The 24791-nt window shown below is 71.4% G+C and carries 22 protein-coding genes; 8 read left to right on the plus strand and 14 right to left on the minus strand.

The genetic code is table 11. From position 1 onward, the window contains the following. Nucleotides 1-83 precede the first annotated feature (83 nt). Together IE269_RS31760 and IE269_RS31765 are read right to left on the minus strand one after the other, a co-directional pair. Nucleotides 84-761 carry a response regulator gene (locus tag IE269_RS31760; protein ID WP_189826694.1) on the minus strand — a complete coding sequence of 226 codons (678 nt, stop codon included), beginning with the start codon at nt 759-761 and terminating at the stop codon, nt 84-86. Then, nucleotides 758-1978 carry a sensor histidine kinase gene (locus IE269_RS31765; protein ID WP_308436994.1) on the minus strand — a complete coding sequence of 407 codons (1221 nt, stop codon included), beginning with the start codon at nt 1976-1978 and terminating at the stop codon, nt 758-760. The genes IE269_RS31760 and IE269_RS31765 overlap by 4 nt, the downstream gene beginning before the upstream one ends. A 170-nt stretch (nt 1979-2148) precedes the next feature. Between IE269_RS31765 and IE269_RS31770 the strand changes: the two genes are divergently transcribed. Then, complete coding sequence (locus IE269_RS31770) at nt 2149-2727, plus strand: hypothetical protein (protein WP_189826696.1); 579 nt, start codon at nt 2149-2151, stop codon at nt 2725-2727. A gap of 30 nt (nt 2728-2757) precedes the next feature. Here IE269_RS31770 and IE269_RS31775 read toward each other — a convergent pair whose 3' ends face one another. From IE269_RS31775 to IE269_RS31785, 3 genes are read right to left on the minus strand one after another with little or no spacing between them, the layout of a single operon-like run. Beyond that, nucleotides 2758-3330: a cob(I)yrinic acid a,c-diamide adenosyltransferase gene (locus IE269_RS31775; protein WP_189826697.1), complete on the minus strand. Its 573-nt coding sequence runs from the start codon at nt 3328-3330 to the stop codon at nt 2758-2760. 16 nt (nt 3331-3346) lie between these two features. Further along, complete coding sequence (locus IE269_RS31780) at nt 3347-4102, minus strand: ABC transporter permease (RefSeq protein ID WP_189826698.1); 756 nt, start codon at nt 4100-4102, stop codon at nt 3347-3349. A 20-nt stretch (nt 4103-4122) separates the two neighbouring features. Further along, on the minus strand, nt 4123-4929 hold the full coding sequence (locus IE269_RS31785) for an ABC transporter ATP-binding protein (RefSeq protein ID WP_189826699.1): 807 nt from the start codon (nt 4927-4929) through the stop codon (nt 4123-4125). A 100-nt stretch (nt 4930-5029) separates the two neighbouring features. On the opposite strand from IE269_RS31785, the gene IE269_RS31790 reads away from it, so the two are divergent. The 4 genes from IE269_RS31790 to IE269_RS31805 all read left to right on the plus strand — a co-directional run bounded on the left by IE269_RS31790 (nt 5030) and on the right by IE269_RS31805 (nt 10081). After that, the gene (locus IE269_RS31790; protein ID WP_189826700.1) at nt 5030-5671 is read left to right on the plus strand and encodes a TetR/AcrR family transcriptional regulator; all 642 of its coding nucleotides are present in this window, start codon (nt 5030-5032) and stop codon (nt 5669-5671) included. A gap of 158 nt (nt 5672-5829) precedes the next feature. Next, nucleotides 5830-6678 carry a 3-hydroxyacyl-CoA dehydrogenase family protein gene (locus IE269_RS31795; RefSeq protein ID WP_189826701.1) on the plus strand — a complete coding sequence of 283 codons (849 nt, stop codon included), beginning with the start codon at nt 5830-5832 and terminating at the stop codon, nt 6676-6678. 181 nt (nt 6679-6859) lie between these two features. Next, nucleotides 6860-7183, plus strand: a complete 324-nt coding sequence (locus IE269_RS31800) for an STAS domain-containing protein (protein WP_189826702.1) — start codon at nt 6860-6862, stop codon at nt 7181-7183. 240 nt (nt 7184-7423) lie between these two features. Continuing rightward, on the plus strand, nt 7424-10081 hold the full coding sequence (locus tag IE269_RS31805) for an ATP-binding protein (RefSeq protein ID WP_189826703.1): 2658 nt from the start codon (nt 7424-7426) through the stop codon (nt 10079-10081). A 141-nt stretch (nt 10082-10222) separates the two neighbouring features. Here IE269_RS31805 and nucS read toward each other — a convergent pair whose 3' ends face one another. Continuing rightward, a complete protein-coding gene (gene nucS / locus IE269_RS31810; RefSeq protein ID WP_189826704.1) occupies nt 10223-10894 on the minus strand; it encodes an endonuclease NucS in 672 nt (223 codons plus the stop codon). A gap of 235 nt (nt 10895-11129) precedes the next feature. On the opposite strand from nucS, the gene IE269_RS31815 reads away from it, so the two are divergent. Beyond that, nucleotides 11130-11522 carry an SCO5389 family protein gene (locus IE269_RS31815; RefSeq protein ID WP_189826705.1) on the plus strand — a complete coding sequence of 131 codons (393 nt, stop codon included), beginning with the start codon at nt 11130-11132 and terminating at the stop codon, nt 11520-11522. 131 nt (nt 11523-11653) lie between these two features. Here the strand turns inward: IE269_RS31815 and IE269_RS31820 are convergent, their stop codons facing one another. Further along, entirely contained in the window at nt 11654-12682 is a 1029-nt protein-coding gene (locus IE269_RS31820; RefSeq protein WP_189826706.1) for an LLM class flavin-dependent oxidoreductase, read from the minus strand. A gap of 214 nt (nt 12683-12896) precedes the next feature. On the opposite strand from IE269_RS31820, the gene IE269_RS31825 reads away from it, so the two are divergent. Continuing rightward, the gene (locus IE269_RS31825) at nt 12897-13232 is read left to right on the plus strand and encodes an ATP/GTP-binding protein (protein ID WP_189826707.1); all 336 of its coding nucleotides are present in this window, start codon (nt 12897-12899) and stop codon (nt 13230-13232) included. Between the two features lie 12 nt (nt 13233-13244). Here IE269_RS31825 and IE269_RS31830 read toward each other — a convergent pair whose 3' ends face one another. The 7 genes from IE269_RS31830 to mce form a co-directional block, all read right to left on the minus strand. Continuing rightward, complete coding sequence (locus IE269_RS31830; RefSeq protein ID WP_189826708.1) at nt 13245-14102, minus strand: ABC transporter permease subunit; 858 nt, start codon at nt 14100-14102, stop codon at nt 13245-13247. Next, nucleotides 14099-15289, minus strand: coding sequence for an ABC transporter ATP-binding protein (locus IE269_RS31835; protein ID WP_189826709.1), 1191 nt, complete (start codon nt 15287-15289; stop codon nt 14099-14101). The genes IE269_RS31830 and IE269_RS31835 overlap by 4 nt, the downstream gene beginning before the upstream one ends. Nucleotides 15290-15560: 271 nt before the next feature. Beyond that, on the minus strand, nt 15561-16331 hold the full coding sequence (locus IE269_RS31840; protein ID WP_189826710.1) for an ABC transporter permease: 771 nt from the start codon (nt 16329-16331) through the stop codon (nt 15561-15563). A gap of 1 nt (nt 16332) precedes the next feature. Further along, nucleotides 16333-17283 carry an ATP-binding cassette domain-containing protein gene (locus IE269_RS31845; protein WP_189826711.1) on the minus strand — a complete coding sequence of 317 codons (951 nt, stop codon included), beginning with the start codon at nt 17281-17283 and terminating at the stop codon, nt 16333-16335. 76 nt (nt 17284-17359) lie between these two features. Then, entirely contained in the window at nt 17360-18301 is a 942-nt protein-coding gene (locus IE269_RS31850; RefSeq protein ID WP_189826712.1) for a coiled-coil domain-containing protein, read from the minus strand. 264 nt (nt 18302-18565) lie between these two features. Further along, entirely contained in the window at nt 18566-22729 is a 4164-nt protein-coding gene (scy, locus tag IE269_RS31855; protein WP_189826713.1) for a polarized growth protein Scy, read from the minus strand. 240 nt (nt 22730-22969) lie between these two features. Beyond that, a complete protein-coding gene (gene mce, locus IE269_RS31860) occupies nt 22970-23422 on the minus strand; it encodes a methylmalonyl-CoA epimerase (RefSeq protein ID WP_189826714.1) in 453 nt (150 codons plus the stop codon). Between the two features lie 138 nt (nt 23423-23560). Between mce and IE269_RS31865 the strand changes: the two genes are divergently transcribed. Next, nucleotides 23561-24763: an acetyl-CoA C-acetyltransferase gene (locus IE269_RS31865; RefSeq protein ID WP_189826715.1), complete on the plus strand. Its 1203-nt coding sequence runs from the start codon at nt 23561-23563 to the stop codon at nt 24761-24763. The last annotated feature ends 28 nt before the right edge of the window (nt 24764-24791 follow it).

A 24791-nucleotide genomic window follows, 5' to 3' on the forward strand; every position in this document is an offset into this window, starting at 1 on the left:
GGTCTGGACCAGAGAAGGGGAACTCTCCGTTCTGGGTCCACTGCCGTGCTAAGGGAGTCCCGGCCGCTGTGTCGGAGGGTGCGCTACGGGAGCCCCAACTCCTGTGCCAGGACTGCCGCTTGGACCCGGCTGCGCAGTCCGAGCTTGCCCAGAAGTCGGCTGACATGCGTCTTGACGGTGGCCTCCGCCATGTCGAGCCGCACCGCGATCTCCGCGTTGGACAGACCCTCGCCGAGCCGCGCCAGCACCTCGCGTTCGCGCCGGGTCAGCGGGTCCAGCACGGACAGGTCGGGGGCGTCCTTCTGCCGCGCCGGGCCGGGGGCGGCGAACTCCGCGATCAGCCGGCGGGTCACGGCCGGCGCGATCAGGCCCTCGCCGCGCGCCACGGTCCGTACCGCTTCGAGCAGGTCCTTGGCCTCGGTGTTCTTCAGCAGGAAGCCCGCAGCACCGGCCCGCAGCGCCCCGAAGACGTACGCGTCGAGATCGAAGGTCGTCAGCACGAGCACGTCGGCGAAACCGCCCTCGACGACCTGCCGGGTCGCCGACACCCCGTCGAGCCGGGGCATCTGGACGTCCATCAGGACCAGGTCGGGACGGAGTTCTTCGGCCAGGCGCACCGCCTCCTCGCCGTCCGCGGCCTCGCCGACGACCTCGATGTCCGGGGCGCTGCCCAGGATGAGGACGAGCCCCGCCCGTACCGCCGACTGGTCCTCTGCGACCAATACCCGCACGGCGGTGTCCCTCTGCGGGTCCGTGTTCATTCGGGCAGCTCCTTGCTGTTGTCCTCGGCGGGCAGCTCGGCCCGCACCTGCCAGGTCTTGGTGCCGTCCGGGCGGGGGACGGGGCCCGCTTCGAGCACGCCCTCCAGAAGCGTCACCCGCTCCTCCATGCCCACCAGGCCCGCCCCGGAACCGGGCGCGCGCGGTCCCGGGCGGTCGCCGTCGTACGGGCTGGTCACGGTGACGGTCAGGGTGTCGTCCGCGTGCGCGAGCGCGACGGTGACCGGGCCCGCGGAGGCGTGCTTGAGGGCGTTGGTCAAGGACTCCTGGACGATCCGGTACGCCGCCAGCTCGACCGGCGTCGGCAGCCGCAGCCCCGGCGGGCGGGCGTCGTCGAGGGCGAAGGTCAGACCGGTGTCGACGGCGAACGCCCTCGACTGCTCGACCAGGGCGTCCAGGCCGTCCAGGGTGGGCGCGGCCGAAGGCTCCTCGCTGTCGTCGTTCTGCCGGAGCAGCCCGATCAGACGGCGCATTTCGGCCAGGCCCTGGACGCTGTTCTCGCGGATCACGGCGAGGGCGCGGGAGGAGGCCTCGGGGGTGTCTATGGAGAGCGCGGCGGTGGAGTGGATCGCGATGGCGGAGAGGTGGTTGGCGACCATGTCGTGCAACTCCCGGGCCATCCGGGAGCGTTCCGCGTGGACGGCCTGGTCGTGGTCGATCTCCGCGAGCAGGGCCGTCTGTTCGGCGTGCAGCCGGGCGGTCTCGGCGGCCTGGCGGTGGTTGCGCAGGGTGACGCCGGTCAGGGCGGGGGCGAAGCTGACCGCGCCGACGATCAGGCCGAACAGCAGGGCCTGCGGCTGCCGGAACCAGGCCAGGAAGCCGATGGTGGCCGCCAGCGTGACCATCCCCGTGACGATCGGGATGCGCCGGGCCGCGGCAGGCGTGCCGTAGACGACGGCCGCGTACGCCAGGTCCGCGAAGATCAGCACGGTGGCGAGATTGCCCTGGGTGAACTGGTCGGCGGCCACCCCCAGCGTGCCGAGGGTGAGCGCGAGCTGCGGGGAGGTCCGGCGGACCAGCTCGAGTGCGGCGAGCAGGGTCAGCGGGACCAGGGTCACCCAGCCGGGCAGCAGGAGGCGGTTGCCCTGGTTGTGCAGGCCCAGGGCCCACAGCAGCAGACCGCCCAGCCAGCTGCACACCGCGAGCAGGATGTCGTCGCGGTGCGGGCTGAAGGCGGGGAGGCGGAAGGAGCGGGGCACGTCCCCATCCAACACGGCGTGCGGGCGCGCGTCCTCCTCGCGGGGGCGGAAGGGAGGGTACATCGAAGGATGCAGTGCGGGTTCGTCACTGGTGACGATGTACAGGCGGGGGAGCGCGGGTGATCATGGGGGGTGCGCTCGGGGGAGTGCGTACGGGAGGAGTTGCGGTCGTGATCGTCGCGCTGGTCGTTGCGTGTGAAGTTGCTTTCTGGGTGCTGCTGTTGGCGGGTCTCGCACTGCGGTACCTGGCGAAGATGCCGAGGCTGGGAACGGCGGTGCTGTTGTGCGAGCCGCTGCTGGAGGTCGTGCTGCTCGTCGTCACCGTGCTCGACCTGCGCAACGGGGCCCGGCCGGACTGGAAGCACGGGCTGGCGGCGGTCTACATCGGCTTCACCGTGGTGATGGCGCACCGCACGCTCCGCTGGCTGGACGTGCGGTTCGCGCACCGGTACGCGGGTGGTCCGGCGCCGGTGAAGCCGCCGAAGTACGGGTGGGCGCGGGCCAAGCACGAGTGGCAGTCGGCGGGGCGGTGGATTCTGGCCTGCGCGATCGCGGCGGGGCTGTTGCAGGGTGCGGTGTGGATGGTGGGCGCTTCCGGCGATGTCTCCTCCCTGCGCGAGTGGCAGGTGCGGATGGGGATCGTCACGGTGATCTGCCTGATCATCGCGGCCAGCTACACGCTGTTCCCGAAGAAGGAGCCGGCGGAGGCAGTGGTGGTGGAGCGGCCGGGGGCCCTCACCGAGCGGTGATGCCCCCGGCCCCGTCCCGTGGGCCCGGTGTCAGCGTTCGCCGCCCGGGACCCACAGGACGTCGCCGACCGACTTGTTCGCCGTCCTGGCCAGGATGAAGAGGAGGTCGGAGAGGCGGTTGAGGTAGGTGGCGGTGAGGGGGTTCATCGTGTCGCCGTGGACCTCGAAGGCCGCCCAGGTGGAGCGCTCGGCGCGGCGGACCACCGTGCAGGCCTGGTGGAGGAGGGCCGCGCCCGGTGTTCCGGCCGGGAGGATGAAGGAGCGGAGCTTCTCCAGGTCTGCGAGGTAGGTGTCGCAGTCGGCTTCGAGCTTGTCGATGTAGGACTGTTCCACGCGCAGGGGCGGGTACTCCGGGTCCGGGACGACCGGGGTGGAGAGGTCGGCGCCCACGTCGAAGAGGTCGTTCTGGATGCGGGTGAGGACCTTGACCACGTCCTCGTCCAGGTTGCCCAGGGCGATCGCCGTCCCGATCACCGCGTTCGCCTCGTTGGCGTCCGCGTACGCCGAGATCCGCAGATCCGTCTTCGCGGTACGGCTCATGTCGCCCAGCGCCGTGGTGCCCTTGTCGCCGGTACGGGTGTAGATGCGCGTCAGATTGACCATGCCCCGAGGGTAGCCATCACGCGCCCGCCCGGCGGAACTCCCGGGTGCCCGCGTACACCGCCAGGCCGGTGAAGGCGACGGCGACCAGGACTCCGTACAGCATGGTCGTGTTCGCGTACTCGCCGACGTACGCCGACCGCACCGCGTCCACCAGGTAGCGGAACGGCATGAAGTGCGACAGGACGTCCAGCCAGGTCGGGGCGAGCGCCATCGGCAGCATCAGGCCCGAGAGCAGGATCGCCGGCATCGAGACCGCGTTCACCACCGGGCCGAAGCCCTGCGGCGTCGAGACCTTCATCGCCAGGAGGTACGAGAGGGACGCGAGGGCGACCGTGAGGACCGCCACGAAGGCGAAGCCGATCAGCACCCCCGCGAGCGGCGCGCGCAGGCCCATCAGGAGGGCCGCCAGGACCAGCAGGATGGCCTGGAAGACGAAGAGGACGGCGTCCCGCAGCACCCGGCCCAGGAGCAGCGCGAGGCGGCTGACGGGGGTGACCCGCATGCGTTCGACGACTCCTGTGCCCTTGTCCAGGATGAGCGCGAATCCGGCGAACGAGGCGCCGAACAGGCCGAGTTGGAGGAGCAGGCCGGGCACCAGGACCTGCCAGGAGTCGCCCTTGGGGGAGAGCGGGAGGTCGGTGAGGAGGGGGCCGAAGAAGAGGAGGTAGAGGAGGGGCATGAGGACGCCGAAGTAGATCTGGAACTTCGAGCGCATCGTCTGCCGCAGGTAGCGGCCGAGGACGAGGGAGGTGTCGGTGAGGACGGCTGACATCGGAGTGAACTCCCGGATCGCTAGACCGCTACGGGTGTGTTGTCCTTCGGCGCCGGGGCGGCGCGTCCGGTGATGGCCAGGAAGGTGTCCTGGAGGGAGGCGTCGGGCGAGCCCGCGTGGCGGACCTTGAGCGCGTGCGGGGTGTCGTCGGCGACGACCCGGCCCCGGTCGATGACCACCAGCCGGTCGGAGAGCGCGTCGGCCTCGTCGAGGTAGTGGGTGGTCAGGACGACGGTCGTCCCGTAGGTCTCGCGCAGGCGGCGGATCAGGGTCCACAGGTCACTGCGGCCGGCCGGGTCGAGGCCGGTCGTCGGCTCGTCCAGGAAGAGGACCTCCGGGCGGTGGGTGAGGCCCATCGCGAGGTCCAGACGGCGTCGCTGGCCGCCGGAGAGGGCGGAGCAGTTGCGGTCCAGGAAGGGGGTCAGCTCCAGGTCGTGGGCCAACTCCTCTGCGCGGGCGACCGCTTGGGGCTTGGTGAGGCGGTAGAGGCGGCCCTGGGTGACCAGTTCCTCGCGGACCGGGATGTGTGGGTCGACACCGCCGGACTGGGCGACGTAACCGATCTTCTGCCGTACGCCCGTGGGGTCGGCGAGCAGGTCGCAGCCCGCGACCGTGGCCGTGCCGCCGGTCGGGGCGAGGAGCGTGGTGAGCATCCGCAGGGTGGTGGTCTTGCCAGCGCCGTTGGGGCCCAGGAAGCCGAGGATCTCGCCGCGGCGGACGGTCAGGTCGATGCCGCGGACCGCTTCGACCGGGCCCGCCTTGGTGGTGAAGGTACGGCTGAGGCCCGTGGTGCTGACGATCGCCGGTGGGGCTTCGTTCGCTGTCATGGCACCAGAAAAACAGAGCCGACCCAATTTTGCAATCACTCCAAAATTTAAGCGCACGCAAGTTTTCAGTGAGGTCAAGAAGCTTGCGTACGATGACCGCATGGCTGAGGGACTGAGAGAGCGCAAGAAGCGGCAGACCAGGCAGTACATCTCCGACGTGGCCACCGGGCTGTTCCTGGAGAAGGGCTTCGACGCGGTGACGATCGCCGAGATCGCCGCCGCCAGCGACGTCTCGGTCAACACCGTCTACAACTACTTCCCGGCCAAGGAGGACCTGTTCTTCGACCGGAGCGAGGGGGTCGTCGACCGTCTCGCCCGGTACGTCCGGGGGCGGGACGGCGGCGAGTCCGCAGCCGCGGCCGTCCTGCGCGAGCTGCGCGCCGAGGTCGAGGCGGTCTCGCCGCGGCTCGGGCTCATGGAGGGGTACGACCGCTTCATGACGGTCGTGCACGGCGCCCACACCCTGCGCTCCCGGCTCTGGTACATCCAGCAGGAGTCGCAGGCGAACCTCCGGCAGGCGCTGGGCGAGGAGACGGGCGCGGAGGACGGCGACGACATGCCCGAACTGGTCGCCGGGCAGATCTGCTGGGTCCACTCGACGCTGATGGCGTGGATCGGGCGGGAGATGGTGAAGGGGCGTGCGCCGGCCGAGGTGTCGCGGGAGGCACTGGTCCTCTTGGACGACATGGAGGGGCTGTTGAGCGAGGGAGTGCTCAACTACGCCGTGCGGGGCGACGCCTGACGCTTCCGACCGCGCGAGCCGGTCCGTACCAGTGTGATGTCCGCCATGTGGGACGTGACGCGCATCTCTTCGCCGCCCCAGCGGCCCGATCCGGCGATAGCCTCCGCCTCAGGACAACGAATCAGCAGTAGCCCGCGGTGGTTAAGAGGGAGTGTGCAGTGGCCAGGAAGCTCGCCGTCATCGGTGCCGGTCTCATGGGATCGGGCATCGCCCAGGTCTCGGCCCAGGCTGGCTGGGAGGTGGTCCTGCGCGACGTGACGGACGCGGCCCTGACCCGTGGCACGGACGGCATCAAGGCCTCGTACGACAAGTTCGTCAGCAAGGGCAAGCTCTCGGCGGAGGACGCCGAGGCGGCCCTCGGGCGGATCACGACGACCACCGACCTGGACGCGGTCGCCGACGTCGACATCGTCGTCGAGGCCGTGTTCGAGAAGCTGGAGATCAAGCACGAGATCTTCCGCACGCTCGACAAGCTCGTCCGCGAGGACACCGTGCTGGCCTCCAACACCTCCGCCATCCCGATCACCAAGATCGCGGCCGTGACGGAGCGTCCGGAGCGGGTCGTCGGCGCGCACTTCTTCTCGCCGGTCCCGATGATGCAGCTCTGCGAGCTGGTGCGCGGCTACAAGACCAGCGACGAGACCCTCGCGAAGACGCGGGAGTTCGCGGAGTCGGTCGGCAAGACCTGCATCGTCGTCAACCGGGACGTGGCCGGGTTCGTGACGACCCGTCTGATCTCGGCGCTCGTCGTCGAGGCCGCCAAGCTGTACGAGTCGGGCGTCGCCAGCGCCGAGGACATCGACCTCGCCTGCAAGCTGGGCTTCGGCCACGCGATGGGCCCGCTCGCCACCGCCGACCTCACCGGCGTCGACATCCTGCTGCACGCCACCGGCAACATCTACACCGAGTCGCAGGACGAGAAGTTCGCCCCGCCGGAGCTGATGCGCCGCATGGTCGACGCCGGCGACATCGGGCGCAAGAGCGGCCAGGGCTTCTACAAGCACTGAGCCGGTGCGGGAGCGGAACCGTGCCATACCGGTCACGGTGTTCACCCCTGAGGGTGAATTCGGTATCGATTCGCTTACAGACGGCAACTTCTCTGCCCGTACAGCAGTCAGTTGATGGAAAGAAAAAAGATGACGACGTAGACGTCACGGCGTCACGGACACGCACTCTCGGGGAGCGCACATGCACATCAGGGGCGATCACGTCGAGCTGGTCGTCGGGGGCCGCCTCGACGTCCGCAGCGCGGCGGACGCCCGTACGGTCCTGCACTCGGCCGTCGACGACGGCGCCGGCGATCTCGTGCTCGACCTGACCGAGCTGGACTCCTGGGACGCCACCGGACTCGGCGTCATCATGGGCGCTCACCGCAGAGCCGGCCGGTGCGGGCGGCGGCTGGTGCTGCGCGGGGTGCCGCCGCAGATGCAGCGGCTGCTCGTGGCGACCCGGCTGCACCGGATCCTGGCGATCGAGGGCGGGCTCGCGGCGGACTCGCTGCCGCGGGTCTGAGCCGTCTCGCTCCTCGGTCGGGACGCCGCAATCCTCACAGGACTGTGACGTGCCGGGGCCCCCGAGGCCCCTGACATTCGTAGATAATGTGCGAAGGTCTAGGGTTCGGTCGCCTGCCGCTTGACGAACCCACGCAATGGATGCACCCACGTCGGCGGGCACCGGACCAGAAGCGACAGCGAGCGTGCGAAAGGCCGGGAGGGGCAGTTACGCACGCAACGCATCTGGGGGGCTTTGACCATGGACCCGATGAACCGGGGACCTGAAGAGTACGGTCAGGACAACAACCGCAACCACGACGAACGGGACACCTCGGGCGGCGCGCGCGAGCGCGACCCGATGCACCGCGACCCGGTGACCCGGGATCTTGCTCAGGGCGGGGCGCACTCGCTCGCCCGCACCATCCAGTTCACGTCCGGGGATTTCCTGCTGACCGTCAACCCGGTCGACGGGAGCGAGATCGAGCCGTGCCCGCCGGGCGAGCGGCCCGCCGTTCCCGTGCGCCGCCCGGCCGCCGACCGCGCCGAACTCGCGCGCGCGGCCATGCCGCCGGTGCCGCCGGGTCCCGCCGTGCCCGAACTGCCGCTCCTGGAGCGGCAGGAGGAGCGCGAGCGGCTGGTGGGGCTGCTGTCGCGCGGGCGTTCCGTACGGCTCGTCGGCTCGCCCGGATCCGGGCGCACCGCACTGCTCGACGCCGTCGCCGAGGAGTGCCGGGAGCTCGCGCCGGACGGTGTCGTCCGGCTGTCCGGGCACCGGCGCTCCACGGCCGAACTGCTCCAGGACCTGTTCGCCGCCGTCTTCCGGGCCCCGCTGCACCGGCCCGACCGGGACGAACTGCTCGGCCACGTCCACGAGATCGGCGCGGTCGTGGTCGTCGACGACCTGGAGCTCGGCGCCGAAGGGCTGGAGGAACTGCTGCGGGCCACGCCCGAGTGCGCGTTCCTCGTCGCCATGACGCCCGAGACCGCCACCGGGATCCCGGCCGGCTACCTCGAAGAGGTGCTGCTCGGCGGGCTCGGCCGGGGCTCCTCGCTGGAACTCCTGGAGCGCGCCGTGAACCGGCCGCTCACCGACGAGGAGGCCAACTGGGCGGGCGACCTCTGGTTCGAGTCGGAGGGGCTGCCGCTGCGCTTCGTGCAGGCCGGTGCGCTGCTGCGGCAGCGCGACATCCTGCGCGCCGACCCCGGCGCCTTCGACGAGTTCGGCTACTTCACCGAGGCGCCGCTGGACGCGCCCTTCGACGCCGAGGACGGGCACGACGTACCGCTGCCCACCCTCGCCGAGGGCATCGCCCCGGTCGCGCCGCTGGCCGCCCGGCTCAGCGAGTCCGCCCGGGCGACGCTGCGCATCGCGCTGGCGCTCGGCGGCGAGGTCCCGCACCAGGCGCACCTGCCCGCCCTCGTCGGCGACACCCACGCGGACGCCGCGCTGGGCGAGCTGCTCGCGTGCGGGCTGCTGTCGCCCTCGGGGTCCTCGTACCGGCTGGCCGCCGGGGTCGCCGTACAGCTGGAGAACGCCGGGTACGGCGAGGACGGGCACGAGCACGCGCTGACCGCCGCCCAGCACTACGCCTGGTGGGCCGGGCACCCCTCGGTGACGGCGGAGCGCATCAGCGCCGAGTCGGACGCCGTGCTGGCCGCGCTCGCCGCTCTCGTGCCGGGTACGGAGTCGGGGCACCCGAGTGCCGCCGTGCTGCTGGCCCGTACGGCGGCGCCCGCGTTCGCGGCGGGCATGCAGTGGGGCGCCTGGGAGCGCTCCCTGCGCACCGGCGCGGAGGCGTCCCGGATCGCCGGAGAGGTCGCCGAGGAGGCGTACTTCCACCACGAGCTGGGCATCCTCGCGCTCTGCTCCGGTCAACTCGACCGGGCGCGGGCCGAGTTGGAGACCTCGGTGGGGCTGCGCGGTGCGCTCTCCGACCGGCGCGGCACGGTCGCCGCCCGGCGGGCCCTGGCGCTGGTCACCGACCGCAGCGGGGGAGCGGTGCTGCCGCCGCTGGTGCTGCCGGCTCCCGGGTCGGTGTCGGCCACGGCTTCACGGTCGCCCTTCGACAGCCCGTACAACCCCTTCGAGTCCGACTACGACGGCTACGGCACCCCCTCGGCCGGCGAGGAGATGCCCGCCGCCCGGTACGAGGAGTCCGCCTCCCCGCCCGCCGGGGTCCCGGCCGCGATGGGCGCGGACGAACTCCCCGACACCCACGGGCCCGTGGTCATCCGCCGCAGCCCCTCGGCCGCGGGTTCCGCGGCGCCGAACCGGCAGTCCATGCTCAGCGGCGCCCGGCGCAACCTGGTCGCGGCTGGGGCGGGCGCGCTGCTGGTCGCGGTGCTCGGAACCGTGGTCACCCTGGGCGCCACCGGCAACAATCAGGGCCCCGGCGACCGGGTCAACCCGCAGCAGTCCGCCAACGAGGACTCCGGCCGGGGCGGCCTCGACGCCGACAAGGCCGACGGCTCCTCGGGCAGCGGCTCCAGCGGGGGCGGCGGCAACAACAAGGGCGCCGCCGACCCGGGCGTCCCGGACGCCGCCTCCACCAGCCGGGGCAAGCAGACCCCCGGCGCGACCACCGACCCGGGCAAGACCGGCACGCCGGGCGACAAGCCGGGCAAGACCACACCGCCGCCGACCAAGCCCCCGACGACCGATCCGCCGACCAAGCCGCCGACGACGGACCCGCCGACGAAGCCTCCGACGACGGACCCGCCGACCAAGCCGCCGACGACCGATCCGCCGACGAAGCCGCCGACCGATCCGCCGACCACGACGAACCCGGACCCGACGACACCCAAGCCGGACCCGGACCCGCCGACCACGCCGGACAAGCCCCCGGCGACCCCGACCGACAACAAGCCCCCGCCGGCGTCGTCCGGCGGGACCTCGCCCTCGGGCACGGTCGCCTAGGCCCAGCCTCTGGGCACGGTCGCCCAGGCCCAGTCCCTGGGCACGGTCGCCCAGGTCCTCGTACCGGCACAAAGGACTGTGGCGGCCCACCTGTTGTCAGGTGGGCCGCCACAGTCACGTACGGAAGCAGTACGGAAGGGATCAGAAGAGCCGCAGCTTGTCGTCCTCGATGCCGCGCATCGCGTCGTAGTCCAGGACCAGGCAGCGGATGCCGCGGTCGGTGGCCAGCACGCGGGCCTGCGGCTTGATCTCCTGGGCGGCGAAGACGCCGGTGACCGGGGCCAGGTGCGGGTCGCGGTTGAGGAGTTCGAGGTAGCGGGTGAGCTGCTCGACGCCGTCGATGTCGCCGCGCCGCTTCAGCTCGACGGCGACCGTCGCGCCGTCGGCGTCCCGGCACAGGATGTCGACCGGGCCGATCGCCGTCATGTACTCGCGGCGGATGAGGGTGTAGCCCTCGCCGAGGGTCTCGATGCGGTCGGCGAGCAGCTCCTGAAGGTGTGCTTCCACGCCGTCCTTGATGAGACCGGGGTCGGTGCCCAGGACGTACGACGAGTCGTGGAGGACTTCCTCCATCGTGATGATCAGTTTCTCGCCCGCTTTGTTGATCACGGTCCAGACGCCGGCGTCGTCGCCGGTGCCCTCCTTGAGCGTGCAGGGCGGGGACATCCAGTTGAGCGGCTTGTACGCCCTGTCGTCCGCGTGAATGGAGACGCTGCCGTCCGCCTTCACCAGGATCAGACGGGGGGCGGAGGGCAGATGGGCGGTGAGCCTGCCCGCGTAGTCCACGGAGCAACGGGCGATGACGAGACGCATGGGGAGCAACGCTACTCGACAACACGGGGTGGGCGCGATTCGCCCTGTAAGGCACCGTTCGCAGGGCGCGGACGCGCTTCCCCGGGTGGCCGGTTGTATGCGCAATCCCCTGTCGCGGTAAGGGTGGCGCGCTTACGGTGGAAGCAGGAGGTCGCCGTGCGTGCACGCTGCGTCGCCGCTCTCCTGCCCTGCCCGGAAGACCCCGTCTCGGTGCGGGGTCGCGAGAGGAGAACCCATGTCGCTCGACGTCTCACCGGCACTGTTGGAACAGGCCGAGCGAGGCGAGGTCGACGAAGCCGACTTCGTCGACTGCGTCCGGACCTCCCTGCCTTTCGCGTGGGAGATGATCAGCTCGCTGGTGGCCCAGCTGAAGGTCGACGGCGGCGAGTTCGCCGACAACCAGACGCCGCCCCCCAACGAGCAGGCGCGTGGCCAGCTGCTGCGCGCCCTGGCGAGTGACGCGATCCGCGGATCGCTCGAACGCCACTTCGGAGTACGTCTCGCATTCCAGAACTGCCACCGCGTCGCGGTGTTCCCGCTGGACTCCTCGGTCGACGAGCGGCTCGCCCGCTTCACGTCGATCCGCGGCCAGCTGCTCAACCAATCGCCGGAACTGCGGGACTGCTGACGTGTGAGGCTGCCGCTCCCGTGTCGCGGGAGGTGTACTGACCCAGGGGCGGCAGCCCTCCGGTTCTCCGGTACGAATCCGCTCCGCGTGCACGGCCGCCGGCGCGCCGCCGTCCCACGCGAGCGGGCCCCTCATGCGAGCAGGTCCCGCACCTCACCGCCCAGCCGCCGGATGTTCTCCTCCGTGCAGGCGAGGTCGCCGGAGCCCTCGGTCAGCAGCGCGAAACGCGTAATTCCGGTCTTTTCCGAAGTGGCCGCCAACCGGTCCGCCGCCAACTGCGGTGTCCCCACCGGGTGCAGGCCGCACAGCTTCTCGGTGTACGCCACCGGATCGCGCATCGCGCGCACCCGCCCGTCGACCGTGACATGGGCGTCGAGGCCCTGTTTCAGCCAGCCCGGCATCGACTTGGTGAGGATCTCCTGCGCGTCCGCCGTGCTGTCGGCGATCTGCGCGACGCCCGCCGAGACATGGCCGGCGAGCGCGATCTCCTCGGGGCTGCGGCCCGCCTCCCGGGCGCATCGCCGCCACAGGGCGGTCATCTCCGCCTTGTCCTCGTCCCCGCAGTGCATGCCGAGCAGCATCGGCAGTCCGCGCTCGGCGGCCAGCTTCACGCTCTTCGGCGACGTGCACGCGACGACGACCTCGGGTCCGGGCGCGCCCTCCAACTGCTCGTCCGGACGCGGTACGACGGCCACCTCCCGGAACTTGTAGCGCTCCCCGTCCGCCCCGACCCTCGGTTCGCGCAGCCAGCGCAGCACCAGGTCCAGGGCTTCCGGGAAGCCCTCCTCGTACGCCTTCAGCCCGCTGCCGAAGACCTCCAGGTCGACCCAGGGCCCGCCGCGCCCCAGACCGAGCGAGAACCGGCCGCCCGAGGTGAGGTGCAACAGGGCCGCCTGCTCCGCCACGTTGACCGGGTGCGCGGTGGGCAGCACGGTCACCGCCGTGCCGACCCGGATGCGCCGGGTGCGGCCCAGCATCAGCGCGGCCAGTGTCACGGCGGACGGGCACACCCCGTACGGAACGAAGTGGTGCTCGGCCAGCCAGACCGAGTCGAGCCCCGCCTCCTCCGCGACCTCGGCCGTCCGCACGGCCCGGTGCAGCGTCTCCCCCTGACCCTGACCCGGGAACTGGGCCGCCAGTACAAAAGCTCCAATGTGCATCGCCCTCTGCCTCCTTCAGGCTCCGAATCGGCGATCCCCCACTGGCATTAACGTCTGACAAGTGCCAAAGGCACGGGCCCGCGCAAAGTTCTTGTGATTTTCCGGCTACCTGTGCGCCGGGAGTACCGGAGTACCCACTTCAGTGGTACGCCTACCCCTGCCGATTGGGCCTAGGCTGGAGGAAACCTGCCCGTCCGGCCCCATGAGGTGCTACGTGTCCCCGCGCCGCAACCGCCCCCGAGGCGGCGAGAATCCGACCGCGAACAGCGGAGGCGCCGGTGGCTCGCCGGACCGGTACGGACTCCAGCGCACCGAGACCTGGCAGGGCGAGGAGTGGTTCGTGCGCCAGGTGGCCGGGGCAAGCGCACAGGGCAAGCGCTACCGCTGCCCCGGCTGCGACCAGGAGATCCCCTCCGGCGTCCCGCACGTGGTGGCCTGGCCCGACTACGGCGGCGTCGACGACCGCCGGCACTGGCACAAGGCCTGCTGGAACGCGAAGGACCGCCGCACCACGAAGGTGCAGCGGTCCAGGAACGCCCCCCGGCACTGAGCCGGGCCCGGGTCACACGTCGCGGCGGTCCTGCACGAAGAACGCAAGCCCCAGGAAGACCGCCGTCAGGCCGCCCATGATGCCCAGCGCCTCCCAGCCGCCGGGCGCCCCCTGCACCATCGACGTGCCGTAGAAGACGCCGAGCTGACTGGGGATCGAGTACTCCAGCAGGAAGTCCTGGAGGCCGTGCATCGGCGACGCGGCCAGGAACAGCGCCAGCACCAGCGGCAGCAGTACGAAGCCGATCATCAGCGTGATCGCGCCCGCCGAGTGCCGCAGCAGCGCGCCGACCGCGAGCGCGAAGAGGCCGATCAGGGCGACGTACGCACTGACGCCCACCGTCGCCCAGCCCCACAGCGCACCGGTGGTGCGCCCGCCGAGCGAGAACAGCAGGACGGCCGAGACGAGCGTGGTGGCCACCAGCGTGACCACGAAGGTGAGCGCCGCGAAGACGATCGCCTTCGCCCCGAGCACGCGCGCCCGGCTGGGGCAGGCGGTCAGGGTCGTACGGATCATGCCCGTGCCGTACTCGGAGGAGATCGTCATCACGCCGAGCGTCATCACCGGCATGATGCCGAGCAGTACGCCGACGAAGCCGAGCGCGACCGCCGACTCGCCCGGCGGCATGTCGCGGCGGGAGAGCGCGAGAGCGATCAGCGTGCCGATGCCGAGGACCAGCGCGAGCATGACGGCGAAGTTCCACAGGGTGGAGCGCACGGAGCGGATCTTCGTCCACTCCGAGGCGAGTGCGTCCTTGAGCGTGGCCCGCCGCAGCGGCACGGGGGAGACGTAACCCGTCTGCGCCTGCCACTGCTGTTCGGGCGCGGAGACGCTGCCGTACTGCGCCTGCGGGGTCGAGGGGGTCGTCATCGGGCGTCCTCGGGGGTGGTGTCGTCGCTCTTGCTGAGGCTCGGGGGAGTGGGCGCTGCTTCCTGTACGGGCGCCTGCACCGGCTGTGCGTACGGGTTCTGGTCTGCCGGCACCGGCCCCGATCCCGGCACTCCCGGGTGCGGGACGCCCGGCTGCGGCGGCGGGGGCGCGTACCAGCCCTGCTGCGGCACGGGCTGCGGCACGGGAGCCGCGGCGTCCGGCAGCAGTGCCCCGGGACCCTGCTGCGCGGCGAAGCCCGCGAGCTGGTCGTCGGTGGAGCGGTAGTCGACCGCCGTCTGCGTCATCCGCATGTACGCCTCCTCCAGCGAGGCCTGGTGCGGGGACAGTTCCCACAGCCGTACGTCCGCCTCGTGCGCGAGGTCGGAGATGCGCGGCAGGGCCAGGCCCGTGACGCGCAGTGCGCCGTCCTGCTCCGGCAGGACCTGGCCGCCCGCCTCGGTCAGCACCGCCGACAGCTTCTCCCGCTGGGCGGCGTCGGTCTGCGGGGTGCGCACCCGGGCGAAACCGGCGGAGTTGGCGGCGATGAAGTCCTTGACGCTCATGTCGGCGAGGAGCTGCCCGCGGCCGATCACGATGAGGTGCTCGGCGGTCAGCGCCATCTCGCTCATCAGGTGCGAGGAGACGAAGACGGTGCGGCCCTCGGAGGCCAGCATCTTCATCAGGTTGCGCACCCACAGGATGCCCTCGGGGTCGAGGCCGTTGACCGGCTCGTCGAAGAGCAGCACCTGCGGGTCGCCGAGCAGGGCGGCGGCGATGCCGAGCCGCTGGCCCATGCCGAGCGAGAAGCCCTTGGAACGGTTCTTGGCGACGTCCTGGAGTCCCACGACACCCAGCACCTCGTCGACCCGGCTCGCCGGGATGCCGGAGAGCTGGGCGAGGGAGAGCAGGTGGTTGCGGGCGCTGCGGCCGCCGTGCACGGCCTTGGCGTCCAGCAGCGCGCCGACCTGGCGGGGCGCGTTGGGCAGGTCGCGGAAGGCGTGGCCGCCGATGGTGACATGGCCCGCTGTGGGGCGGTCGAGGCCGAGGATCATGCGCATGGTGGTGGACTTGCCGGAGCCGTTGGGCCCCAGGAAGCCGGTCACGGTGCCCGGCCGCACCTGGAAGGAAAGGTTGTACACGGCCGTCTTGGCGCCGTAGCGCTTCGTCAGGCCGACTGCCTCGATCATTCTCCAGCCCCATCGACAGATCGTGGGGCCACGATCACGCGCCTGGTCATGTGCGGTGATCCTTTTTGCCCCCGTAAGCAGTAGGAGCTTAACCAGCGGCGACCGGTTCCGGCCAAGAACGGTCGTTCGGGGAGGTTCGGGTCACGCGCGGGGGAGAGCGGTGCTCACGCGAGAGAGCACCGCTCACGTCCACGAGGGAGCACTGCTCACGTCCCCGCGAGAGCACTGCTCATGCCAACGAGAGAGCACCGCTCCCGTCCGAGTGCACCGCTCACGCGTCGCGGTTCTTCAGCACCAGCCACCCGCACAGCACCGCCAGCGCCGCCCAGGCCACCATGATCCCGAAGCCGCCCCACGGTCCGTACGGCGCGACGTCGTTCTCCGGCGTCACCACCTGCATGACCTTGGTGCCGGCCTGGTCGGGAAGGTACTGGGCGATCTTCCGGGTGGCCTCCACGCCGCCCAGGATCGGCGCGATCAGGAAGAAGATCGGCATCAGGATGCCCAGCGACAGCATCGGCGAGCGCAGGATCGTCGCCACGCCCATCGCGAAGACCGCGATCAGCGTCATGTAGAGCGCCCCGCCGAACACCGCCCGCAGCACTCCCGGGTCGCCGATCGACGCCTTGAACCGACCGAGCGCCGCCTGCCCGACGAAGAACGTCACGAAGCTCGTCACCAGCGCCACCGCGAACGCCAGCAGCGTGGCAATTCCGATCTTGCTGAACAGGAATGCGCCGCGCCGGGGCACCGCGGCGAGAGAGGTGCGGATCATTCCGGTGCTGTATTCGTTGCCGACGACCAGCACACCGAAAACGATCATTGCGAGCTGGCCGAGACCCGTCCCCGCGAAACTCGTCAGCGTCGGGTCGATGAACTGCAGTTCCCTCGCGTTCATCTTCGAGAACTGGTCCTTGGACAGCAGACTGATCAGAAATCCGAGCCCGACCGTGAACACAAAGGCCATGGTCAGCGTCCACACTGTGGAACGCACGGATTTGATCTTGGTCCATTCCGAGTTCAATACCTGAGCGACCGCCATGTCAGTTCTCGCCTCCGGTCGATCCCCAGCCTTGCCCGGACGCAGGTTCCGAATGCGCGTGATACTCCACCGACCCGGCCGTGAGCTGCATGAACGCCTCTTCCAGCGAAGCCTGCTGCGGGCTCAGCTCATGGAGTACGAGCTGATGCTGGGCCGCCAGCTCACCGAGCTGCTCCGAGGCCACCCCGTCGACCTCCAGCGTGCCGTTCCCGGCCGTCACCACGGTGATCCCGGCCTGGTGCAGCACGTCCCGCAGCCGCTCCTGCTGCGGGCTGCGCAGCCGTACGTACGACCGTGAATTGGTCCGGATGAAGTCGGCCATCGAGGTGTCCGCGAGCAGCCGGCCCTGCCCGATGACCACCAGGTGGTCGGCGGTCAGCGCCATCTCGCTCATCAGGTGCGAGGAGACGAAGACGGTGCGGCCCTGCGCGGCCAGGGACTTCATCAGGTTGCGGATCCAGTGGATGCCCTCGGGGTCCAGTCCGTTCACCGGCTCGTCGAACATCAGGATCTGCGGGTCGCCCAGCAGCGCGCCCGCGATGCCGAGCCGCTGGCCCATGCCGAGCGAGAACCCCTTGGAGCGCTTCTTGGCGACGGCGGTCAGCCCGACCGTGTCCAGCACCTCGCCGACCCGGGAGGCGGGGATGCCGTTGCTCTGCGCCAGGCACAGGAGGTGGTTGTACGCGCTCCTGCCGCCGTGCAGCGCCTTGGCGTCCAGCAGGGCCCCCACGTACGTCAGCGGGTCCTTGAGGTCCGTGTAGCGCTTTCCGTCGATGCGGACGGCGCCGGCCGTGGGCCGGTCCAGGTCCAGCATCATGCGCATCGTGGTCGACTTGCCCGCGCCGTTGGGCCCCAGGAAGCCGGTGACGATGCCCGGGCGCACCTGGAAGGTGAGGTCGTCGACGGCCAGCTTCTGTCCGTAGCGCTTGGAGAGCCCCGCTACCTCAATCATGCGGCCACGCTAAGGGTGCGCGAAGCCCCCCGCCACCGGAGGTGGGGCGGGGGGCCACGGGGGGTGCGTAAAGGTACTAGCGGGACTGCTGGGCCGGGACTCCGCGGGAGATCGGCTCGTCGTCCACCGGGGCGCCGGCGGCGGCCACGGCCGCACCGGTCAGCGTCGCCAGCATCTCGCGGACGTTGGTCAGCTGGGCGTTGATCGAGTCGCGGCGGTTGGTGAGCGCCGCCAGCTCGCGCTCGGATTCCGAGCGGATCCGGTCGGCCTTGGCGTTCGCGTCGGCCACGATGTCCTCGGCCTGGCGCTGCGCCGTCTCCACCGTCTGACGGGCCCGGCGCTCGGCGTCCGTGCGCAGCTTCTCGGCCTCCAGGCGCAGCTGCTCCGCCCGGTGCTCGATCTCCGCGAGACGCTTCTCCGCCTTCGCCTGACGCGAGGCCAGGTCGCGCTCCGACTGCTCGCGGCGCTTGGCGAGGTTGGTCTCGAAGTCCGCGGCGGCCTGGGCGGCCTTGGCGCGGGTCTCCTCGAAGAGCGCGTCGGCCTCCTCGCGCTTGGACTGCGCGTCCTTCTGCGCCTCGGAGCGCAGCTGGGCGGAGTCGCCCTTCGCCTTCTCGACGATGCGGACGCCCTCGTCCTCGGCCTTCGCCTTGCGCTCGGCCGCGAACGACTCGGCGTCGTTGCGCACCTGCTGGGCGGCCGACTCGGCCAGCTCGCGGTGCTGCTCGGCGGCGCGACGGGCCTCCTCACGCAGGTCCTTCGCCTCCTCCTCGGCAAGACGGAGGATCTTCTCGACGCGGGCACCGAGACCGGCGTACGACGGCTCGGCGTCGTTCACCTGGGCCTGCGCGTTCTGCGTTTCGAGGTGGAGTTCCTCGATGCGCTTCTCCAGCGAGGTGATCCGGGCAAGCGCGCTGTCACGGTCGGCGAGCAGCTTGGCGATGCGGTCGTCCACCTGACCGCGGTCGTAACCACGCCGCACCTGCTCGAAGCCGTAGGGGGAGGCGGATGTGTCGCTCATGAGGTTCCTGTCGAATGAGACCGGTGAGGTGATAGGGGGAATCCTAGGGGCCATAGCGGCGTGTCATCGAGCCATTGCCGGTTTGATCTGGAGAATGACCCTCCTTTTGAGTGGCAACCCGTCCAGCTGCTTGCCACCCGCACGGATGAACACCCCGTCAAACCTGCCTGGAATCACAGCTCCATCACAAGTGGCCCGTCAGTCACGGATGAGATTTCTCGAAACATCCGTGACGTGCGTACCTCGCTCGTGACCGGATTCCCGCTAGCCGTCCGAGGACTTGCCACCCGATCGAGTCCCGCCCGCCGCCGCGCCGGCCTTGACGCCGCCCGAACCCGGACCGCCGGCCGGCTTGCCGCCCTGGGACGGAGCCTCGAATGATTCCAACGCCTCAAGCACGTCCTGGACACGGGAGATCTCGGCCTGAATGTCCTCGCGCCTGCGCACCAGCACGTCCAGTTCGCGCTTGCCCTCGGCGACCATGCGGTCCGCCTCGGCCTTCGCATCGTCCCTCAACTTCGTTGCCTCGCGGACCAGTTCGGCCTTCTTCTGCTCGGCCTCCTTGAGCAGCTGCTCGGCCTTCTTGACCGCCGCGATGCGGACCTTCCCGGCCTCCGAACTCGCCTCGGACACCATGGACTTGGCCTTCGCCTCGGCCTCGGCCTGCTGTTCGGTGGCCGCCTTCATGAGCTTGTCGACGCGCTCGCCCGCGGTCTTCATCTGCTCGGCGGTCTCGCGGCGCGCACGCTCGTGCAGCTCCTCGATCTCGCCCTCCAGACGCGCCCGCAGCTCTTCCGCCCGCTCCCTTATGGCAGTTGCGTCCCGGCGGGCGCCCACCAACAGCTCGTCGGCGTCCGTACGGGCCTGCTCCACCATCGAGTTGCCCTCGACCTTGGACTCCGAGACGATCCGCTCGGCCTCCTTGCGGGCCGCGCCGACCATCGTGTCGGCCTGCTCCTCGGCCTGCGTGGCGGCGCGCAGCGCCTCCTCCTGGGCCTTCGCGACGAGCTGGTCCGCCTGCTGCGCCGCGTCCGAGCGCCGCTTGGACGCCGCCTCGCGGGCCTCGTCGAGGAGCCGGTCGGCCTCGCTGCGCGCCTCGGTGCGCATCTGCTCGGCGGCGGCCTCGGTGTCCTCGCGGTGCTTGGCCGCCTCGGTGCGGATCCGCTCGGCGGCCTGCTGGGCGGAGCCCACCGTGTCGGCGGCCTCGGCGCGCAGCCGCTCCGCCTCGCCGGTGGCGTCCGACACCAGCTGCTCGGACTTCTGCGTCGCGTCCGTGACCAGCTTCTCGGCCTGCTGGAGCGCCTCGGTGGTCAGCTTGTCGGCCTCGGCCGCCGCCTCCGTGATGAGGGTGTCGACCTGCTCGGCGGCGTCCGTGCGCCGCTTGTCGGCGGCCTTGCGGGCCTCGTCGAGCACCTGCTCGCCGTCCGCACGGGCGGCCGCCCGCAGCTGCTCGGCCTGCGCCTCGCCGTCCGCCTTGACCTGCTCGGCCTCGGCGCGCAGCCGCTCCGCGTCCTGCTCGGCGGTGTTCAGGGTGGCCGCCGCGTGCGCGGTGATCCGCTCGGCCTCCGCGGTCGCCTCGGCGACGGCGCGGGTGGCCTCCTGGTCGGCCTTGTTGCGTACCTCCGCCGCTTCCCGCTCGATCCGCTCGGCCTCGCTGCGGGCCTCGCCGATCAGCAGGTCCGCCTGGGAGGCCGCTTCGTTGCGGATGCGGTTGGCGTCGTCGCGGGCCTCGGCGCGGGACTTCGCCGCCGCCTCCTCGGCCGCCGCGAGCGCGTCCGAGGCTTCGGTACGGAGCTGCTGGGCGCGCTCCTGGGAGTCGGTGCGCACCCGCTCGGCCTCGGCGATGGCGTCGCCCACCGTGCGCTCGGCCAGCGCCTTCGCCGCGTCCGACTCCTCCTGGGAGCGGCTGCGGATCCGGGACGCGTCCTCGGCGGCCCGCTCCCGCTCGGCGTGCGCGTCGGCGCGGACCCGGTCCGCCTCCTCCTGCGCCTCGGTCGTCGTGCGCTCCGCCGCGTGCTCGGCGGCGCTGCGCAGCCCGGCGATCTCCTCCTCGGCCTGCTCCTGGAGCCCGGCCACCGCGTCCCGCACCTGCTGCGCGGTCTGCTCGGCCGCCGACACCAGCTCCGAGGCGCGCCGCTCGGCGTCCTCGACCAGCCGCTGGGCCTCCGCCTGCGCCTCCTCGACCCGCTTGCGGGCCGACGCGAGAAGCTCCTCGCTCTGCTCGCGCGCCTGGGTACGCTCCCGCTCGGCCTCCTCGCGGGCCCCGGCCAGGGTCTCCTCGGCCTCACGACGACGTCGTACGGCCTCCTCCTGCGCGGCGGCAAGGGCTTCGGCGGCCTCCCCGGACACCCGCTCGGCGGCCGCGGCCGCCTCCGCGCGCACCCGGTCGGCGCTCTCCTGCGCCTCCGTCCTGAGCCGCTCGGCCTCCGCCGCGGCCTCGCTCCGCAGCCGTACGGCGACGTTCTCGCCCTCCGCACGCGCCTGCGAGGCGTCCGACGCGGCCTCGGTGCGCAGCCGCTCGGCCTCCTCCTCGGCCTGCGCCTGGAGCGCCCGGGCCCGCTCGGCGGCCTCGCCGCGCAGCCGGTCGGTCTCCTCGCCGGCCTCCCGGCGGATCCGCTCGGCCTCCGCACGGGCACCCAGCAGGGTCTCCTCGGAGGAGGTGAGGCGCTGCTCGGCCTCGCCGCGCAGCCGCTCGATCTCCGTGCTCGCCTCGGCCTGCCGGGCGGCCAGGGCACGCTCGGCGTCCGCGCGCAGCGCCCGTACGTCCTCCTCGGCGGCGGCCCGGGTCTGCTCCGCCTGCTCCTCGGACTCGGCGCGCAGCCGCTCCACCTCGGCGCGGGCGGCCTCCAGGGCCTCCTCGGCCTGGCCCCGCAGCGCGTTCGCCCGCTCGGTTGCCTCCGAGCGCACCCGCTCGCCGTCGGCGCCCGCGGTCTCCCGCAGCTCCTCGGCGTCCGTGCGGGCCTTGGTCAGCAGCTCCTCGGCGGTCCTGGCCGCCTCCTCGATCTGCTGCACGGCCTCCCGGCGGGCCTCGCCGCGGATCCGCTCGCCCTCGGCGACGGCCTCCGCACGCAACTGCTCGGCCTCGCCGCGCAGCCGCCGGGCCTCCTCCTGGAGCTCGACCGTCTTGGCCCGGTACTCCTTGGTGTCGTCCTTGGCCGCGCCCTTGAGCTCGTCGGCCTGCTCGGCGGCCTCGCCGCGCAGCCGCTCCGCCTCCGCCTCGGCCTCGCGGCGGATGCGCTCGGCCTCCTCGGCGGCCTTGCGGGTGGTCTCCTGGGCGTTCTCGGACGCCTTGGTGAGGACTTCCTCCGCCGTGCGGGCGGCCTTCGCGAGCTGCGCGGCCGAGTCCTCGGAAGCAGCCGTACGAGCCTTGTCCGCGGCCTCCTTCACCAGGCGCTCGGCCTCGGCGCGGGCGTCGGCGAGCGCCTGCTCGGCCTCCGCCTTCAGCGTCTCGGACTCCTTGGTGGCCTCGCCGACCAGGCGGGCGATCTCGGTCTTGGCCGTACGGGTGCGCTGCTCGTTGACGGACTCGGCGCCCGCGAGCTGCTTGGCCGCCGCCTCCTTCGCCTCCGAGAGGACCTTCTCGGCCTCGAGACGGGCCTCGCGCAGGGCCGTCTCGGCCTCCTGCATCCGGGTCTCGGCCGTGCGCGACATCTCGGCGGCCTGCTTGCGGGCCGCGTCCGACTCGGTGGTGGTGGTCGTACGCAGCTGCTCGGCGTGGGTGGTGGCCTCCTGCGCCTGCGTGGACGCGGCGTTCAGCAGCCGCTCGGCGTCCTTGCGGGCGCGCAGCAGGGTCGCCTCGGCCTCGGCGCGGGCGGCCTCGGAGTCGGCGGTGAGCCGCTGACGGGCCTCCTCGGCGACCCGGGTGGCCTCGGCGCGGGCGGCGGTCAGTGCCTGCTCGGCCTCGGCGCGGGACTCCTCCATGAGCCGCCGGGCCTGCGCCTCGGTGCGGGCGCGCAGCTGCTCGGCCCAGGCGACGTTCTCGTTGACGTGCGACTCGACGGTCTGCCGGCGCTCCGCCAGCTCCTGGTCCAGGCGCTGCCGGCGGGTGACCGCCTCCTGGTGCAACTCGGCCTGGAGCCTTGCCTGGTGCTCGGCGTGCTCCTGGAGGATGCGCTGCGTCTGGGCGCGGGCGTCGCGCAGCTCGCGCTCGGCGTCGGTGCGGAGTTGGTCCGCCTGCACCTGGGCATTGCGGAGCAACTGCTCGGCCTGGTACCCGATGTCCGCCGCGTCGTAGGCAGGCCGGGACGCGAGGTTGCGGCGCGCCTCGTGCAACTTGGCGCGCAGCACCTCGACCTGGTAGCCGAGGTCCTCGGCGTGCTGGACCGCCTTCTCCCGCTCGGTCTTCAGCCGGTCCATCTCGGCCTCGAACCGCGAGAGATGGTCGGACTCAGCCCGTAGAGGGCCCTCCTGGCGTTCGTAGCCCCGCACTGCGCGGTCCCATCCGTCCCCTGGTCGCAACTGACTGTCGTGACTCTGTTGTCGTACGTTCGTGGTCGTACGGCCCTTCCGAGCGCGGCCTTCGCGCACGTCCGTTCCATACGGCCCCACCCTGACAGCGGGCGGGCCCCCGGGGGAATGGTGTCAGATCAACAGCGGGCCACAAGTCGCAGGCCCGATTCCCGGCCCCGGCCCGGAACGGCCCACTCTACCGGCCGGGTCGGGCGGGAGTCAGTGGTCCTCCGGACTGCCCCCTTCGGCAGGCTCGGCCGCGGTGACCAGTTCGGTGAGCACGCCGTGGCAGTCCTTGGGGTGCAGGAAGGTGATCCGGGAGCCCATCGACCCGATGCGCGGCTCGTCGTACAGCACCCGTACGCCCTTCTCCCGGATGTCCGCGGAGTCCGCGTCGACGTCGGCGGTGCCGAAGGCGATGTGGTGGACGCCCTCGCCGTTCTTCGCCAGCCACTTGCCGACCGCGCTGTCCTCGCGCGTGGGTTCGAGGAGCTGGAGGTAGGTGGCGCCGCCGTCGGAGGCGTCGTTGATCTTGATCATGGCCTCGCGGACGCCCTGCTCCTCGTTGATCTCGGAGTGGTGCACCTCGAAGCCGTACGTGGCCCGGTAGAACTCGACGGTCTTGTCGAGGTCGTGGCAGGCAATCCCGATGTGGTCGATTCGCGTCAGCATGCTTGTAGTGCAGCGTGGTTGGGACCGGTTACGCAACGTGCGCGCCGTCACACCGGCTCCCCGGTGACGTGCGAGGGAGCCGTCAGTATCGTCAAGTAAACCCTCGTTCACTCCCAACCTCCCAAGGGGCCGTGCCTCATGTCTGGAACGACCGGTACCACTTCTGTCATCGTCGCGGGCGCCCGGACGCCCATGGGCCGTCTCCTCGGCTCCCTGAAGTCCTTCTCCGGAGCCGACCTGGGCGGCTTCGCGATCAAGGCGGCCGTCGAGCGTGCGGGCATCGGCGGCGACCAGGTGCAGTACGTGATCATGGGCCAGGTGCTCCAGGCCGGCGCGGGCCAGATCCCCGCCCGCCAGGCCGCCGTCAAGGCCGGCATCCCGATGAACGTCCCCGCGCTCACCATCAACAAGGTGTGCCTCTCCGGCCTGGACGCCATCGCGCTCGCCGACCAGCTGATCCGCGCCGGCGAGTTCGACATCGTGGTCGCGGGCGGCCAGGAGTCGATGACCAACGCCCCGCACCTGCTGCCGAAGTCCCGCGAGGGCTACAAGTACGGCTCGATCGAGATGCTCGACGCGATGGCGTACGACGGTCTCACCGACTCCTTCGAGAACATCCCGATGGGGGAGTCGACCGAGAAGCACAACACGCGCCTCGGCATCGAGCGCGCCCCGCAGGACGAGTTCGCCGCCCAGTCCCACCAGCGCGCCGCCGCCGCTCAGAAGAACGGCATCTTCGAGGCCGAGATCACCCCCGTCGAGGTACCGCAGCGCAAGGGCGACCCGGTGCTGGTGTCGACGGACGAGGGCGTGCGCCCGGAGACCACCGTCGAGTCCCTCGCCAAGCTGCGCCCCGCCTTCGCCAAGGACGGCACGATCACCGCCGGTACGTCGTCCCAGATCTCGGACGGTGCGGCCGCGGTCGTCGTCATGAGCAAGGCCAAGGCCGAGGAGCTGGGCCTGGACTGGATCGCCGAGATCGGCGCGCACGGCAACGTCGCCGGGCCGGACAACTCGCTCCAGTCGCAGCCGTCGAATGCCATCGCGCACGCCCTCAAGAAGGAGGGCCTGGGTGTTGACGACCTCGACCTCATCGAGATCAACGAGGCCTTCGCAGCCGTCGCCGTCCAGTCAATGAAGGACCTCGGCGTGTCCCCGGAAAAGGTGAACGTCAACGGTGGTGCGATCGCTCTGGGCCACCCCATCGGCATGTCCGGCGCGCGGGTCGTCCTGCACCTGGCGCTGGAGCTGAAGCGGCGCGGCGGCGGCGTCGGCGCTGCGGCCCTGTGCGGGGGCGGCGGCCAGGGCGACGCGCTGATCGTGCGCGTGCCGGGCAAGTAGTTCTCGTACGTACGGAGCGGATGAGCGG

The organism is Streptomyces spiroverticillatus (assembly GCA_014650415.1).
GTDB lineage: Bacteria > Actinomycetota > Actinomycetes > Streptomycetales > Streptomycetaceae > Streptomyces > Streptomyces spiroverticillatus.

Coding starts and splice junctions, on each gene's coding strand:
- nucS (WP_189826704.1), bottom strand. CDS start 10,894: ATGCGTCTCGTCATCGCCCGTTGCTCCGTGGACTACGCGGGCAGGCTC.
- IE269_RS31845 (WP_189826711.1), bottom strand. CDS start 17,283: ATGATTGAGGTAGCGGGGCTCTCCAAGCGCTACGGACAGAAGCTGGCC.
- mce (WP_189826714.1), bottom strand. CDS start 23,422: ATGCTGACGCGAATCGACCACATCGGGATTGCCTGCCACGACCTCGAC.
- IE269_RS31830 (WP_189826708.1), bottom strand. CDS start 14,102: ATGACGACCCCCTCGACCCCGCAGGCGCAGTACGGCAGCGTCTCCGCG.
- IE269_RS31785 (WP_189826699.1), bottom strand. CDS start 4,929: ATGACAGCGAACGAAGCCCCACCGGCGATCGTCAGCACCACGGGCCTC.
- IE269_RS31790 (WP_189826700.1), top strand. CDS start 5,030: ATGGCTGAGGGACTGAGAGAGCGCAAGAAGCGGCAGACCAGGCAGTAC.
- IE269_RS31800 (WP_189826702.1), top strand. CDS start 6,860: ATGCACATCAGGGGCGATCACGTCGAGCTGGTCGTCGGGGGCCGCCTC.
- IE269_RS31840 (WP_189826710.1), bottom strand. CDS start 16,331: ATGGCGGTCGCTCAGGTATTGAACTCGGAATGGACCAAGATCAAATCC.
- IE269_RS31760 (WP_189826694.1), bottom strand. CDS start 761: ATGAACACGGACCCGCAGAGGGACACCGCCGTGCGGGTATTGGTCGCA.
- IE269_RS31775 (WP_189826697.1), bottom strand. CDS start 3,330: ATGGTCAATCTGACGCGCATCTACACCCGTACCGGCGACAAGGGCACC.
- IE269_RS31815 (WP_189826705.1), top strand. CDS start 11,130: ATGTCGCTCGACGTCTCACCGGCACTGTTGGAACAGGCCGAGCGAGGC.
- IE269_RS31820 (WP_189826706.1), bottom strand. CDS start 12,682: ATGCACATTGGAGCTTTTGTACTGGCGGCCCAGTTCCCGGGTCAGGGT.
- IE269_RS31850 (WP_189826712.1), bottom strand. CDS start 18,301: ATGAGCGACACATCCGCCTCCCCCTACGGCTTCGAGCAGGTGCGGCGT.
- IE269_RS31865 (WP_189826715.1), top strand. CDS start 23,561: ATGTCTGGAACGACCGGTACCACTTCTGTCATCGTCGCGGGCGCCCGG.
- IE269_RS31835 (WP_189826709.1), bottom strand. CDS start 15,289: ATGATCGAGGCAGTCGGCCTGACGAAGCGCTACGGCGCCAAGACGGCC.
- IE269_RS31780 (WP_189826698.1), bottom strand. CDS start 4,102: ATGTCAGCCGTCCTCACCGACACCTCCCTCGTCCTCGGCCGCTACCTG.
- IE269_RS31805 (WP_189826703.1), top strand. CDS start 7,424: ATGGACCCGATGAACCGGGGACCTGAAGAGTACGGTCAGGACAACAAC.